The sequence below is a fragment of the Mycolicibacterium novocastrense genome, from assembly GCF_001499835.1.
In the GTDB taxonomy this organism is placed as follows: Bacteria; Actinomycetota; Actinomycetes; order Mycobacteriales; family Mycobacteriaceae; genus Mycobacterium; species Mycobacterium novocastrense.
On record NZ_LQIH01000064.1, the window covers coordinates 48,282 to 62,775 of the forward strand.

General features: G+C 67.5%; 9 protein-coding genes. 5 read left to right on the forward strand and 4 right to left on the reverse strand.

The window, feature by feature from the left end; all coding sequences use genetic code 11:
* Positions 1-3: 3 nt before the first annotated feature.
* The 5 genes from AU072_RS24680 to AU072_RS24700 are packed head-to-tail and all read left to right on the forward strand — an operon-like array spanning position 4 to position 6,115.
* Positions 4-1,458, forward strand: a complete 1,455-nt coding sequence (locus AU072_RS24680; RefSeq protein ID WP_064416192.1) for a cytochrome ubiquinol oxidase subunit I — start codon at positions 4-6, stop codon at positions 1,456-1,458.
* 29 nt (positions 1,459-1,487) lie between these two features.
* A complete protein-coding gene (gene cydB / locus AU072_RS24685; RefSeq protein ID WP_064416193.1) occupies positions 1,488-2,528 on the forward strand; it encodes a cytochrome d ubiquinol oxidase subunit II in 1,041 nt (346 codons plus the stop codon).
* A 23-nt stretch (positions 2,529-2,551) separates the two neighbouring features.
* The gene (cydD, locus tag AU072_RS24690) at positions 2,552-4,102 is read left to right on the forward strand and encodes a thiol reductant ABC exporter subunit CydD (protein ID WP_064416312.1); all 1,551 of its coding nucleotides are present in this window, start codon (positions 2,552-2,554) and stop codon (positions 4,100-4,102) included.
* The gene (locus AU072_RS24695) at positions 4,095-5,585 is read left to right on the forward strand and encodes an ATP-binding cassette domain-containing protein (RefSeq protein WP_064416194.1); all 1,491 of its coding nucleotides are present in this window, start codon (positions 4,095-4,097) and stop codon (positions 5,583-5,585) included. The genes cydD and AU072_RS24695 overlap by 8 nt, the downstream gene beginning before the upstream one ends.
* The gene (locus AU072_RS24700) at positions 5,582-6,115 is read left to right on the forward strand and encodes a DUF4190 domain-containing protein (protein ID WP_064416195.1); all 534 of its coding nucleotides are present in this window, start codon (positions 5,582-5,584) and stop codon (positions 6,113-6,115) included. Before AU072_RS24695 ends, AU072_RS24700 begins: the two co-directional genes overlap by 4 nt.
* Here AU072_RS24700 and AU072_RS24705 read toward each other — a convergent pair whose 3' ends face one another.
* The 4 genes from AU072_RS24705 to gltB are packed head-to-tail and all read right to left on the reverse strand — an operon-like array spanning position 6,116 to position 14,460.
* The gene (locus AU072_RS24705) at positions 6,116-6,976 is read right to left on the reverse strand and encodes an acyl-CoA thioesterase II (RefSeq protein ID WP_064416196.1); all 861 of its coding nucleotides are present in this window, start codon (positions 6,974-6,976) and stop codon (positions 6,116-6,118) included.
* On the reverse strand, positions 6,973-8,391 hold the full coding sequence (gene pyk, locus AU072_RS24710; protein WP_064416197.1) for a pyruvate kinase: 1,419 nt from the start codon (positions 8,389-8,391) through the stop codon (positions 6,973-6,975). Before pyk ends, AU072_RS24705 begins: the two co-directional genes overlap by 4 nt.
* 26 nt (positions 8,392-8,417) lie before the next feature.
* A complete protein-coding gene (locus AU072_RS24715; protein WP_064416198.1) occupies positions 8,418-9,926 on the reverse strand; it encodes a glutamate synthase subunit beta in 1,509 nt (502 codons plus the stop codon).
* Entirely contained in the window at positions 9,919-14,460 is a 4,542-nt protein-coding gene (gene gltB, locus AU072_RS24720; RefSeq protein WP_064416199.1) for a glutamate synthase large subunit, read from the reverse strand. Before gltB ends, AU072_RS24715 begins: the two co-directional genes overlap by 8 nt.
* Positions 14,461-14,494: the final 34 nt, after the last annotated feature.

Here is a 14,494-nt window from a genome sequence, read left to right on the forward strand (position 1 = left end):
GAGATGGACGCACTCGATGTGTCGCGGTGGCAGTTCGGCATCACGACCGTCTACCACTTCATCTTCGTCCCGCTGACCATCGGGCTGGCGCCGTTGATCGCCGCCATGCAGACCGCGTGGCTGATCACCGGGAACTCGTCCTGGTACCGCCTCACGCGCTTCTTCGGCAAGCTGTTCCTGATCAACTTCGCCCTGGGCGTGGCCACCGGCATCGTTCAGGAATTCCAGTTCGGCATGAACTGGAGCGAGTACTCGCGGTTCGTCGGAGACGTTTTCGGCGCACCGCTGGCGATGGAGGGGCTGGCCGCCTTCTTCTTCGAATCGACGTTCCTCGGCCTGTGGATCTTCGGGTGGACCCGGCTGCCCCGCCTCGTGCACCTCGCCTGCATCTGGGTGGTGGCCATCGCGGTCAACCTGTCGGCGTTCTTCATCATCGCCGCCAACTCATGGATGCAGCATCCCGTCGGCGCCCGGTTCAACCCGGAGACCGGCCGCGCCGAGTTGACCAGCATCGTCGCGCTGTTCACCAACAACACCGCGATCGCCGCGTTCACACATGCGGTGTTCGGGGCGTTCCTCACCGCCGGGACGTTCGTCGCAGGTGTGTGCGTGTGGTGGATGATCCGCGCGCGAGACGACAGGCGTTCCGAAGCGCAGACGATGTTCCGGCCGGCGGCGATCATGGGCAGCCTGGTCGTCCTCGCGTCGACGCTCGGACTCGTCGTCACCGGCGACTTCCAGGGCAAGCTGATGTTCGAACAGCAGCCGATGAAGATGGCATCGGCAGAATCCCTGTGCCACACCGCAACCGACCCCGACTTCTCCATATTGACCGTCGGCACCCACAACAATTGCGACAGCGTCACCCACCTCATCGAGGTGCCCTACGTGCTGCCGTTCCTGGCCAAAGGCGAATTCGACGGCGTTCGGCTCGAGGGCGTCAAGGACCTTCAGGACCAGTACGTCGAGAAGTTCGGACCGGGCGACTACCGGCCCAACCTGTTCGTCACATACTGGTCGTTCCGCGCCATGATCGGATTGCTCGCCGTACCAGCGCTTTTCGCGGTGGCGGTGTTGTGGCTGACGCGTCGTCGCCGGATTCCGCAGTCGCGCCGGCTGTCCCGCTTCGCCCTGGCGGCGCTGCCCGCACCGTTCCTGGCCAACAGCGCCGGATGGATCTTCACCGAGATGGGCCGTCAACCGTGGGTGGTGGTGCCCAATCCGACGGGGGATCCGACGATTCGGCTGACCGTCGCCGACGGCGTCTCCGGGCACCCGGTCGGCATGGTCGTCCTCTCCCTGGTGGCCTTCACGCTGGTGTACGCGGCGCTCGCGGTGATCTGGTTCTGGCTCATCCGCCGCTACACGGTCGAAGGGCCGCAGGAACACGACTCCGAGCCCGCAGCGCCGCTACCACCCGGCAGCGACGAAGTGGCGCCCTTGTCGTTCGCATACTGAGTCGTTCGCTTACTAGAGGAGTGGTGGCAATGGCGCTTACCGAACTGTGGTTCGTGGTGATGGCCGGTCTGTTCCTCGGCTTCTTCGTCCTGGAGGGCTTCGATTTCGGCGTCGGCATGCTGATGGGGATGTTCGGCCGCGCCGGAGGCGGTGATCCCGAGCGGCCACGTCGCGCGGTGCTCAACACCATCGGGCCCGTCTGGGACGGCAACGAGGTCTGGCTGATCACCGCGGGCGGGGCCATGTTCGCCGCCTTCCCCGACTGGTACGCGACGATGTTCTCGGGTCTGTACCTGCCGCTGCTGGCCATCCTGCTGTCGATGATCCTGCGGGTCGTGGCGATCGAATGGCGCGGCAAGATCGACGACCCCGGCTGGCGGCGGTGGGCCGACATCGGCATCGCCGTCGGATCGTGGGTGCCCGCCGTGCTGTGGGGTGTGGCGTTCGCGGCGCTGGTGCGCGGGCTTCCCGTCGACGCCGACAAGCAGTTGCGCACCTCGATCGGCGATCTCGTCAACGGTTACACGCTGCTCGGCGGCCTGACCACCGCGGGACTGTTCCTGTTCCACGGCGCGGTGTTCGTGGCACTGAAAACCGAAGGCGCCGTGCGCGAAGAAGCGCTGCGATTCGCGAGCCGGCTGGCGCTGCCCGTGACGGCGGTCCTGGCGTCGTTCGGGCTGTGGACGCAGCTGGTGCACGGCAAGGACTGGACATGGCTCGTGCTTCTCGCGGCGGCTATGGCACACCTGGCGGCGACGCTGCGGGTGTGGCGCGGTATCGGCGAAGGCTGGGCGTTCGCGTACACGACTGTGACCGTCGCGGCGGTCGTGGTTCTGCTGTTCGGCGTGCTCTACCCGAACCTGATGCCGTCGACGATCGATCCCGCCTACAGCCTGACGATCGACAACGCGGCGTCCAGCCCGTACACGTTGACCATCATGAGCTGGGCGGCGCTGATCTTCGCACCGCTGGTGCTGCTGTATCAGGGATGGACGTATTGGGTATTCCGGCAACGCATCTCGGCCGACCGGATCCCCGAGCCGGTGGGACTGACGCGGCGGCGGACATGAACCTGTGGCGGACCTCGCCGGCGATGCGTCGCTATCTGGTCGCATCGGTGCTGTGCGGGGTGCTCATCACCGGCGCGACGATCGGTGCGGCCGTCGTGCTCGCCGACGTCGTGGCAGGGGTGATCACCGACCCCACCACGCGCCACCTTCGCCACTGGGCGGGCCCGCTCGCACTTCTGTTGGGGCTGTGGGTGATCCGTACCGTCGCACACTGGCTCCAGAGCAGGCTGGCCTCGACGGGCGCGACACAGGTGATCGCCGACCTGGCCGGTCAGGTGCTCCGCGCGGTGACGGCGTTGCCGCCGCGGCTTCTCGCCGCCGAACGCGACACCACAGCCGCGTTGATCACCCGGGGCCTCGACGGTCTGCGACCCTTCCTGACGGCCTATCTTCCCGCGGTGTTCCTCGCCGGCATCCTCACGCCGGCTGCGGTGCTGGTGATCGCCGCGGTCGACTGGCGTTCGGCGCTCATCGTTCTGATCGCGCTGCCGCTCATTCCGGTATTCATGGTGTTGATCGGGCTGCTGACCAGGGAACGCTCGGAGGCCGCCTTGGCGGCGATGAGCACGCTGCAGTCGCGGATGCTCGACCTGGTGGCGGGCATACCGACGCTGCGGGGGTTGGGGCGGCTCGACGGCTCTGTGGGCCGCATCACCGAACTGGCTGCGGCGCATCGTCGTTCGACGATGGGCACCCTGCGGATGGCGTTCCTGTCCGCTTTGGTTCTCGAACTGTTGGCCACGTTGGGCGTCGCGCTGGTCGCGGTCGGCATCGGCCTGCGGCTGGTATTCGGCGAAATGACATTGACCGCGGGCCTCACCGCGCTGCTGCTGGCGCCGGAGGTGTTCTGGCCGCTTCGCCGCGTCGGCGTGGAGTTCCACGCCGCCCAGGACGGCAAGACGGCGGCCGAGGCCGCACTCCGGCTTCTCGACAAGCTGCCGCGCCGACCGGCGGCAGCCCGTACCGTTCAAGCGGCCGGGGCCACCATTCACCTCGGGGCGCTCGACGAGGATGTGGAGCCGGGGCGGGTGACTGTGCTGACCGGTCCTAACGGTGTCGGCAAGTCGACGCTGTTGCACATGATCCTCGGGCTGCATCCCGGCGAGGTGTCGATCGACGGAATCGATGTCGGTGACCTCGACCTGCCGTCATGGTGGCGCCAGGTCTCCTGGTTACCGCACCGTCCGATGCTGGTCCCGGGCAGCATCCGCGACAACCTCGAGTTGTTGGGGCCGAGCGCAGACCTCGACGAAGCTTGTCGCTCAGCGGGTTTCGACGAAGTCCTCGCATCACTCCCCGAAGGCCTGGACACCGTGCTCGGCCGCGACGGTGCGGGGCTGTCGCTCGGGCAGCGCCAGCGCCTCGGGCTGGCCCGGACGCTGGGCTCGGCGGCGCCGGTGCTCCTGCTCGACGAGCCGACGTCTCACCTCGATGCGGCGATGGAAGCCCGTGTGCTCGACGCGATTGTGGCGCGGGCCCGCGCCGGCGCCACGGTGCTGGTGGTCGGTCACCACGATCCGGTGCGCGCGATCGGTGACCGCGTGCTCTTCATGAGGGAGCTCGCCGATGCGTGAACTGCTGAGGGGCCGGGTGGGTCGATTCGCGCTCGCGGTCCTGCTCGGTGTCCTGTCGCTGGGCAGCGCGCTGGCGTTGGCCGCGATTTCGGCGTGGCTGATCACGAGGGCGTGGCAGATGCCGCCGGTGCTGGACCTCACCGTCGCGGTCGTCGCGGTGCGCGCGCTCGGTATCTCTCGCGCGGTGCTGGGGTACTGCCAGCGGCTGGCGTCACACGACACGGCGCTGCGGTGCGCTGCCGATACCCGTGAGGCGCTGTACCGCAGCCTGGCCGAAGCGCCTGCCGACACCGCGATGCGGATGCCCAGCGGTGAACTGGTGGCACGGATCGGCGCGTCGGTCGACGACCTCTCCGACGTCGTGGTGCGGGCGATGCTGCCGATCGCGGTGGCGGCCGTGCTCGGACTGGCCGCAGTCGTCGGCATCGGTCTCATCTCCCTCGAGGCGGCGATCGTCCTGGCGCTGTGCCTGCTGATCGCGGGCGTCCTCGCGCCCGCGATGGCTGCCCGCGCCGCTGAGGCGACGGAAGTCGCTGCCACACAACATCATTCGGGGCGAGATGTTGCGGTCATGCGTGCCCTCGAGCACGCTCCGGAGCTACGTGTCGGCGGACGTCTCGACGCGGTACTCGCCGAAGCCGAAAGGCGACACCGTACCTGGGGACGGGCCATCGACACGGCGGCGGCCCCCGCGGCGGTGGCGGCCGCGGCGTCGACCGCGGCGATCGGCGCCAGCGTGTTCGGCGCCGTGATCGCCGCGATCGCGATCGCCGACTCGATCGCACCGACGACGCTCGCGATCCTGATGCTGTTACCGCTGTCGGCGTTCGAGGCGAGCGCGGCATTGCCGGCGGCTGCGGTGCAGCTGACAAGGTCGCGTATCGCGGCGCGCCGGCTCGCCGAGATCACCGAACCGATCGATTCACCGCGCGAGCGACCGGCCGTTCCCGAGGTGTCTGTGACGCCCGGTGACCGCCTCGCGATCGTGGGCCCGAGCGGATCGGGCAAGACCACGCTGATGCTCTCGATGGCCGGGAGCGACCCGTCCGCAGTCTTCGTCGCAGAAGACGCCCACCTGTTCGCCACCACCGTGCGGGACAACTTGTTGGTGGCTCGCGGTGATGCGAGTGACGACGAGATCCGGGCCGCGATAGGGCGCGTAGGTCTGCGCGACTGGCTGGACACGTTGCCGGAGGGGCTGTCCACGGTGCTGTCCGGCGGGGCCGCCGCCGTATCCGCCGGACAGCGTCGGCGTTTGCTGTTGGCGCGCGCTCTTCTGACCACGGCCGCAACGGTGTTGCTCGACGAACCCACCGAGCATCTGGACGCCGCCGCCGCCGACCAGATTCTGGTCGACCTGCTCACCCCCGGTGCGCTGTTCGGTGCCGACCGCGCGGTCGTCGTCGCCACCCATCATCTGCCCGAGCACCTTGAGTGTCCTACCGTCATTCTCGCTGGTCACGGAGTAACCTCCTCGGCATGAGCGAGCCGGAGAAGCCCGAGACGCCACCGCAAACGCCACCCCAGTCACCACCGCCACCGGCGCAGTCGCCGCCACCGTCACAGCCGCAGTACGGGGCTTATCCAGGTGGTTATCCCCCGCCTCCGCCGCAGGGTTACGGCTACCCACCGCCGGCCAGCGCCCCCAAAAACGGCATCGGCATCGCGGCCCTGGTGGTCGCCATCATCGCGCTGCTGTCCGTCTTCGGCGGCGTCGTGCTCGGCGTCGTCGCCGTGATCCTCGGCTTCATCGGCTGGGGACGGGCCAAGCGCGGTGAGGCCACCAACGGCGGTATCGCCGTGGCCGGCATCGTGCTCGGCTTCTTGAGCATCATCGAAGCCATCGTCGTCATCTGGTTGGCCGTTTGGGGTTTCAACGAGGTGGGCGGCAGCGACTACATCGACTGCATATCGCGCGCGGGCAACGACCAGGACGCGGTGCAGCAGTGCGCCGAGGAGTTCCAGCACCGTGTCGAGGATCAGTTCGACGTGACGATCACGCCGACGCCGTAGTCAGCGTGGCGGGAAGTACTTGACGATCCCCTCCTGCACCACGGTGGCGACCGGCTGACCGGACCGATCGAAGAAGTGGCCGGTGCCCAGGCCACGGGAGTCGGCGGCCACCGGTGAGGCGGTGGAGTACAGCAGCCACTGGTCGAAATGCACAGGCCGGTGGAACCACACCGAGTGATTCGTGGTGACCGCGAAGATCCGGTCGTACCCCCATGACAGGCCGTGCGTGGTGATGATCGAGTCGAGCACGGTGGTGTCCGAGGAATAGACGAGCGCGGCGGCGTGCAGCACCGGGTCGTCGGGCATAGGCCCGAGCGCCTTCATCCACACCCGGTTGTGCGGCAGCTTCTCGCCCTTGTCGCGCATCACCCAACTCGGATCGTTGGTGTAGCGCCACTCGATGGGCCGCAGCGCGTTGACGAAATGCGGGACGACTTCCTCGTAGCCGCGCAGCAGTTCGTCCACCGGCGGCACCGACTCCGGGTCGGGCAGGTCCGGTGGGGCGATCGCGTGCTCCAGGCTGCGGCCGCCGGCCAGGAAGGACACCATCGCCGTGGTCAGCAGCTGGCCGTCCTGCATGACGTCGACACGGCGGTTGGCGAACCGGCGTTCGTCGCGGAGCCGCACCACGTGGAACTCGAGATCCTTCTCCGGGTCCCCGCCCGCGATGAAGTGCGCCGACAACGCACTGGGCGGCGTCGGGTGCTTCAAGCTGCGCCCGGCCGCCACGAACGACTGGGCCATCATCTGGCCGCCGAAGGTGCGTACGGGGTTCTTGCTGGGATGGGAGCCGACGTAGATGTCGTCGGCGAGCTGGCGGAGGTCGAGTATCGCGAGCAGTTCGTCGAAATCCGCCGTCACACGTCGTCCTCGCCGATCCGGTGCACGTGGATCAGATTGGTGGAGCCGACTGTGCCCGGCGGAATGCCGGCGATGACGACCACCAGGTCCCCTCGCTTGTAGCGACCCAGCTCGAGCAGCGACTTGTCGACCTGGCGGATCATTCCGTCGGTGGTCTGGATGTGCGGCACGATGAACGTCTCGGTGCCCCAACTCAGCGCGAGCTGGCTGCGCACCTCCGGCAGCGAGGTGAACGCCAGCAGCGGCAGCGGCGTGTGCAGCCGCGCAAGCCTGCGCACCGTGTCACCCGACTGGGTGTAGGCCACGAGCGCCTTGGCGTCGAGGCGCTCACCGATGTCACGGGCGGCATAGGAGATGACGCCGCGCTTGGTCCGGGGCACATGGGTGAGCGGCGGTGCGGCCACCGAGTTCTCCTCGACCGCATGGATGATGCGCGCCATCGTCTTGACCGCTTCGAGCGGGTATTTGCCGACCGACGTCTCACCGGAGAGCATCACTGCGTCGGTGCCGTCGAGGATAGCGTTGGCGACGTCGGACGCCTCGGCGCGGGTGGGCCGCGAGTTCTCGATCATCGACTCCAGCATCTGGGTCGCGACAATGACGGGTTTCGCGTTCTCCCTTGCCATTTGGATCGCGCGCTTCTGCACCAGCGGGACTTCTTCGAGCGGTAGCTCCACGCCGAGGTCACCGCGGGCGACCATGATCGCATCGAATGCCAGCACCACGGCCTCGAGGTTGTCGATAGCTTCGGGCTTCTCGAGTTTGGCGATGACGGGCACTCGGCGGCCGACCCGGTCCATCACCTCGTGCACGAGTTCGATGTCGGCCGGCGAGCGGACGAACGACAGCGCGACGAAGTCCACGCCGAGGCGCAGGGCGAACTCGAGGTCGTCGATGTCCTTCTCGGACAGTGCCGGCGCGGACACGTTCATCCCGGGAAGCGACATGCCCTTGTTGTTGCTGACCGGGCCGCCCTCGGTGACGGTGCAGATGACGTCGTGGCCCTCGATGCTCTCGACAACCAGGCCGACGTTTCCGTCGTCGACGAGGACCCGGTCGCCGGGGGTGGCGTCCTCGGCAAGGCGCTTGTAGGTGGTCGACACGCGATCCGACGTTCCCTCGACGTCGTCGACGGTGATGCGCACGGTCTCCCCGGCGGCCCAGAAGGTGGGGCCGTCCTTGAATCGGCCGAGGCGGATCTTGGGACCCTGCAGGTCGGCGAGAATGCCGACGGCCCGGCCGGTGGCGTCCGACGCGGACCGGACCCGCTTGTAGTTCGCTTCGTGATCGGGATAGTCGCCGTGGCTGAAATTGAGCCGCGCGACGTCCATTCCCGCAACGACCAGCGCACGGACGGCGTCATCGGTCGCGGTGGCCGGACCGAGGGTGCAGACGATCTTTCCGCGTCTATTCACGACACTCGAGCATAGTCGTTATCGATTCAGACGACGGCCAGCGGAAGCGCGCCCGGGGTCACCGGGGCGGGCAGATCCGACTCCCCCATCAGGAACGTGTCGACCGCATGCGCGGCGCTGCGGCCCTCCGCGATCGCCCACACGATCAGCGAGGCGCCGCGATGGGCGTCGCCGCAGACGAACACGCCGGGCGACGCGGTCTGCCAGTCCGATCCGCAGGGCAGGGCGCCGCGCCCGTTGAGCGTCAGGCCCAGTTCGTCGAGGAGCGGCATGCGCTCCACGCCCTCGAAACCGATGGCCAGCAAGGCGAGTTCACAGGGAATTTCGATCGGTTCGCCGACCGGAGTGATGACGCGACGGCCCTGAGCGTCGCGTTCGACCGTGACTTCGGCGATCTCCAGCGCGCGGAGGCGACCGCTGTCGTCACCGACGAATCGCTGGACCGCAACCTCATAGCGCCGGTGACCGCCCTCGGCGTGCGCCGGTGAGAGGCGGGTGCGCAGCACGACGGGCCAGGTCGGCCACGGTGTGCGCGATTCGTCGCGGGTTTCGGGCGGTTCGGGGTTGTAGTCGAGTTGCGTGACCGACAGCGCGCCCTGTCGGTGCGCGGTGCCCAGGCAGTCGGCGCCGGTGTCACCGCCTCCGATGATCACGACGTGCTTGCCCTTCGCGCTGATCGTGCTGGGTCCGTCGCCCTCGCATTCCTTGTTCGCGGGAACGAGGTGCTCCATCGCCAGGTGGACGCCCTCGAGGTGGCGCCCCTCGACTTCGTAGTCGCGTGCACGCAATGCACCGACGGCGAGCACGACGGCGTCGTACTGTGCCCGGAGCTGCTCGACGGAGACGTCGACGCCGACTTCGGTTTCGGTGACGAATCGCGTTCCCTCCGCGCGCATCTGAGCCAGCCGCTGATCGAGCGTCGCCTTCTCGAGCTTGTATTCGGGGATGCCGTAGCGCATCAACCCGCCGATGCGGTCGTCGCGCTCGTAGACGGTCACTTCGTGGCCGGCGCGGGTGAGCTGTTGTGCCGCAGCCAGTCCCGCCGGCCCGGAGCCGACGATCGCGACACGCTTACCGGAGGCGATGGCCGCCGGTTGCGGTTCCACCTGGCCGTTGAGCCACGCGTGGTCGGCGATGGTCTGCTCGATGCGCTTGATCGTGACGCTGCCGCCGGTCTGCTCCTCGGAGATCGACAGCACGCACGCCGCCTCGCACGGCGCCGGGCACAACCGGCCGGTGAACTCCGGGAAGTTGTTGGTGGCGTGCAGGCGGTCGCTGGCCGCGTCCCATCTGCCGCGGCGCACCAGATCGTTCCATTCCGGAATCAGATTGCCCAGGGGGCAGCCCGCACTTCCCGAGTGGCAGAACGGAATTCCGCAGTCCATGCATCGCCGAGCCTGCTCGGATACCTCCGCGGCGCGCCGGTTCGGGTCCTGCTGCTCGTAGACTTCGCGCCAGTCCCCGACGCGTTCGTCGACCGGACGTTTGGCCGCCTCGACCTTCGGAACTTTGAGGAATCCGGTGGGATCAGCCACGGCTGGCCTCCATGATCGCAGTGTCGACGTCGCGTCCCTCGCGCTTGGCGGTGAGAGTGGCCTGCAGGACGCGCTGGTAGTCGCGGGGCATGATTTTGGTGAACTGTGTGCTGCGCCTGGGCCAGTCCGACAGCAGTGAGGTCGCCAGGCTGCTTCCGGTGAACTGGGCGTGCCGCGAGATCACGTCGCGCAGCCACGCGAGATCTTCCGGGTCCAGGCGCTGCAACTCCACCATTTCGGTGTTGACCCGTCTCGGATCCAGGCCGAGGACGAAGGCGATACCGCCGGACATGCCTGCGGCCATGTTTCGGCCGGTCTTGCCGAGGACGACGACCCGGCCACCGGTCATGTACTCACACGCGTGGTCGCCGACGCCCTCGACAACCGTCAGCGCACCCGAGTTCCGGGCGGCGAAGCGTTCGCCGGCGCGGCCGCGCAGGTACACCTCCCCCGACGTCGCGCCGAACAGCAGCGTGTTTCCGGCGATCACGTTGTCCTCGGCCAGGAACAGCACGTCATCGGGCGGTCGCACGACGATCCGGCCGCCGGACAAGCCCTTTCCGACGTAGTCGTTGGCGTCCCCGACGAGCTCCAGGGTGATACCGGGCGGCAGGAACGCACCGAGCGATTGTCCGGCCGAGCCGGTCAGGGTGATGTGGATGGTGCCGTCGGGCAGGCCCTGCGCACCGTAGCGACGGGTCACTTCGGCGCCCAGCAGTGTGCCGACGGTTCGGTTGACGTTGCGGATGGGCAGTTCGAGCCGGACGGTATGGGCGTCCTCGAGTGCGCCCTCGGCGAGCTGGATCAGCGTCTGGTCGAGCGCCTGGTCCAGCGCGTGGTACTGCTCGCGGACCTTGCGGCGGGGCGCGGGTTGCCCCGTGTGCGCGTCGTTGGGCACGGCGAAGATCGGTGAGAGGTCCAGGCCGCGGGTCTTCCAATGCTCGACGCCCTTGTCGGTGTCGAGCAGCTCGGCGTGTCCGATCGCCTCGTCGAGAGTCCGGAATCCGAGCTCCGCCAGGTACTTACGGATGTCGTCGGCGATGAAGCGAAAGAAGTTCTCCACGAACTCGGGCTTGCCGGTGAACCGGGCGCGCAGTTCTGGGTTCTGCGTGGCGACGCCGACCGGGCAGGTGTCGAGGTGGCAGACCCGCATCATGATGCAGCCCGACACGATCAGCGGGGCGGTCGCGAAACCGTACTCCTCCGCGCCGAGCAGCGCGGCGACGACGACGTCACGTGCGGTGCGCATGCCTCCGTCGCACTGCACGGTGATCCGGTCGCGTAACCCGTTGAGCATCAACGTCTGCTGGGTCTCGGCCAGTCCGATCTCCCACGGCACGCCGGCGTGTTTGAGGCTGGTCAGGGGTGCGGCTCCGGTGCCGCCGTCGTAGCCCGAGATCAGCACGACGTCGGCGTGGGCCTTGGACACGCCTGCCGCGACGGTTCCCACGCCGACGCTGCTGACGAGCTTGACGTGGATACGCGCCTGGTCGTTGGCGTTCTTGAGGTCGTGGATCAGCTGCGCGAGATCCTCGATGGAGTAGATGTCGTGATGCGGTGGCGGTGAGATGAGGCCGACCCCGGGCGTGGAGTGTCGTGTCTTGGCGATGTTGGGATACACCTTGAAGCCCGGGAGTTGTCCGCCCTCACCGGGTTTCGCCCCTTGGGCCATCTTGATCTGGATGTCCGTCGCGTTCACCAGGTAGTCACTGGTGACGCCGAAGCGACCGGAGGCGACCTGCTTGACCGCGCTGCGACGCTTGGGGTCGTAGAGCCGATCGGTGTCCTCACCACCCTCTCCCGAGTTCGAACGGCCGCCGAGATTGTTCATCGCGATCGCCATCGTCTCGTGGGCCTCGGCCGAGATGGACCCGTAGCTCATGGCGCCGGTGTTGAATCGCTTGAGGATTTCCTCGACGGGCTCCACCTCGTCGAGCGGCACCGGCGGTCTGACCTTCTTGAACTCGAACAGCCCGCGCAGCGTTCCGCCTTCGCGGCTGAGGCGGTCCACTTCGTCGGAGTACTGCTGGAAGATGTCGTGGCGCGCGGTGCGGGTCGAATGTTGCAGCAGGAAGACGACTTCGGGTGTGAACAGATGTAATTCGCCTTCCCGACGAAACGCGTAGTCGCCGCCGACCTCGAGGCGTCGGTGCACGCGCTCGGTCGGGTTTTCCGGGTAGGCCCGGCGGTGGCGCTGTTTGACCTCTTCGGCGATGACGTCGAGGCCGACACCACCGAGTTGGCTGGGGGTGTCGGTGAAGTACTCGTCGAGGACGTGTTTGTCGATGCCGACCGCCTCGAAAGCCTGCGCGGCGGTGTAGGAGGCGACCGTGGAGATGCCCATCTTGCTCATCACCTTCATGACGCCCTTGCCGAGGGCTTTGCAGTAGTTGCGCACTGCGGCGGCGGGTTCGATGCCGGTGAGTTCGCCTTCGCGAACCAGGTCCTCGATCGACTCGAAGGCCAGGTACGGGTTGACCGCGGCGGCGCCGAAGCCGATGAGCATCGCGATGTGGTGCACCTCGCGGGCGTCGCCACTCTCGACGACCAGCGCAACCGTGGTGCGTTCCTTGGTGCGCACGAGGTGGTGGTGCACGGCCGAGACGGCCAGCAGCGAGGGAATCGGCGCACGGGTGTGGTCAGAGTCGCGATCGGAGATGACCAGCGTCCGTGCACCTTTGGCGATCGCCTCACAGGCCTTCGCGCGAAGGTCCTCGAGAGCCTCGGCGAGCCCTTCACCACCGCGTTCGACGTCGTAGAGGGCCTTCAGCACGGTGGTCCGTAGTCCCGGATGTTCACCGTCGTCGTTGATGTGAACGATCTTGTTGAGCTCGTCGTTGTCGAGAACCGGCCAGCGCAGGACGATCTGGCGACATGAAGCCGCGGACGGTTCGAGCAGGTTCTGTTCGGGGCCCATGATGCGGGCCATCGATGTGACGATCTCCTCGCGGATGGCATCCAGGGGCGGGTTGGTGACCTGTGCGAAGAGTTCGACGAAGTAGTCGTAGAGAAGTCGTGATCGTTGTGAGAGGACCGCGGTTGGAGTGTCGGTGCCCATGGACCCGAGCGGTTCTGTCCCGGAGGCGGCCATCGGTGTGAGCAGTACGCGCAGATCCTCTTCGGTGTAACCGAAGGCGATCTGACGCTTGACGACGTTGGCGTGATTGGGCTGCACGCGGGTGCGGTCGGGCAGGGTGGCGATGTCGAGCAGTCCGGCGTGCAACCACTCGCCGTAGGGCTCTTTTGCCGACAGGTCCGCCTTGATCTCGTCGTCGGTGACGATGCGTCCGGCGCCGGTGTCGACCAGGAACATCTTGCCCGGTTGCAGGCGGCCCTTGGCGACGATCTGCGCCGACGGCACGTCGAGCACGCCGCTCTCGCTGGCGAGGATGACGCGGTCGTCGATCGTACGCCACCACCGGCCGGGACGTAATCCGTTGCGGTCCAACACCGCCCCGACGAGTGAACCGTCGGTGAAGGTCACGCAGGCGGGGCCGTCCCACGGCTCCATCATGGACGCGTGGAACTGCCAGAAGGCACGCTCGGCGTCGTCCATAGTGGTGCTGTTCTCCCAGGCCTCGGGAATCATCATCAGCACGGCGTGGTGCAGGCTGCGGCCGCCGAGGTGTAGCAGTTCGAGCACCTCGTCGAATGAGGCAGAGTCCGAAGCGTCCGGCGTGCAGATCGGGAACAGGCGGGACAGGTCGCCGGGAATGTTGGCGCTGGCCAGCATCGCCTCCCGCGCGCGCATGCGGTTGCGGTTGCCGCGGACGGTGTTGATCTCCCCGTTGTGGGCGACGTAGCGGAATGGGTGCGCCAAGGGCCATGACGGGAACGTGTTCGTCGAGAACCGGCTGTGCACGATCGCGATGGCACTGCGGCAACGCTCGTCGCGCAGATCCGAAAAGTACTGTGGCAACTGCTTTGTGGTCAGCATGCCCTTGTACGCCATGGTGCGGCTGGACAGCGATGGGAAGTAGACGCCTTCGCGCTCGGCCCGCTTGCGGAGCGGATAGACGCGCCGGTCGAGGTCGATGCCGCCGACCTCACTGGTCGAGGTGACGAACAGTTGCTCCATGTGAGGCATGCAACTCATCGCGGTGGCGCCGAGGTTCGCACCGAGAGGGTCGATCGGCAAGGGTCGCCAGCCGAGAACCTTGAGCCCTTCGTCGTCGGCGATGGCCTCGACGGTTTCGCGGGCGGCTGCGCGGGCCGCGGACTCCTGAGGCATGAAGCAGATGCCTGCGGCGAAGGTGTTGCTGCCGTCGAGTGCGGTTGCCGGGAGGTCGAAGTCGACCGCTTCGCGCAGTAGTTCGACCGGCAACTGGATGAGGATGCCGGCGCCGTCGCCGCTGTTGGTCTCGGCGCCGGCGGCACCGCGGTGGTCGAGATGTTCGAGGGCGGTCAATCCGTCGGCGACGATGGAGTGCGAGCGTCGACCCTGGATGTCGACAACCATGGCGACACCACAGGAATCCGCTTCATTGGCGGGGTCGTAGAGACCTTGGGGCTCGGGGAATGCCGAAAACAGCATCGAGGGGCACCTTCGCAGTCCGGAAGAATTCATG

What these genes read in the sequence shown, in the direction of transcription:
- AU072_RS24680 (WP_064416192.1), top strand. Translation starts at nt 4, where the DNA reads ATGGACGCACTCGATGTGTCGCGGTGGCAGTTCGGCATCACGACCGTC.
- cydB (WP_064416193.1), top strand. Translation starts at nt 1,488, where the DNA reads ATGGCGCTTACCGAACTGTGGTTCGTGGTGATGGCCGGTCTGTTCCTC.
- cydD (WP_064416312.1), top strand. Translation starts at nt 2,552, where the DNA reads ATGCGTCGCTATCTGGTCGCATCGGTGCTGTGCGGGGTGCTCATCACC.
- AU072_RS24695 (WP_064416194.1), top strand. Translation starts at nt 4,095, where the DNA reads ATGCGTGAACTGCTGAGGGGCCGGGTGGGTCGATTCGCGCTCGCGGTC.
- AU072_RS24700 (WP_064416195.1), top strand. Translation starts at nt 5,582, where the DNA reads ATGAGCGAGCCGGAGAAGCCCGAGACGCCACCGCAAACGCCACCCCAG.
- gltB (WP_064416199.1), bottom strand. Translation starts at nt 14,460, where the DNA reads ATGCTGTTTTCGGCATTCCCCGAGCCCCAAGGTCTCTACGACCCCGCC.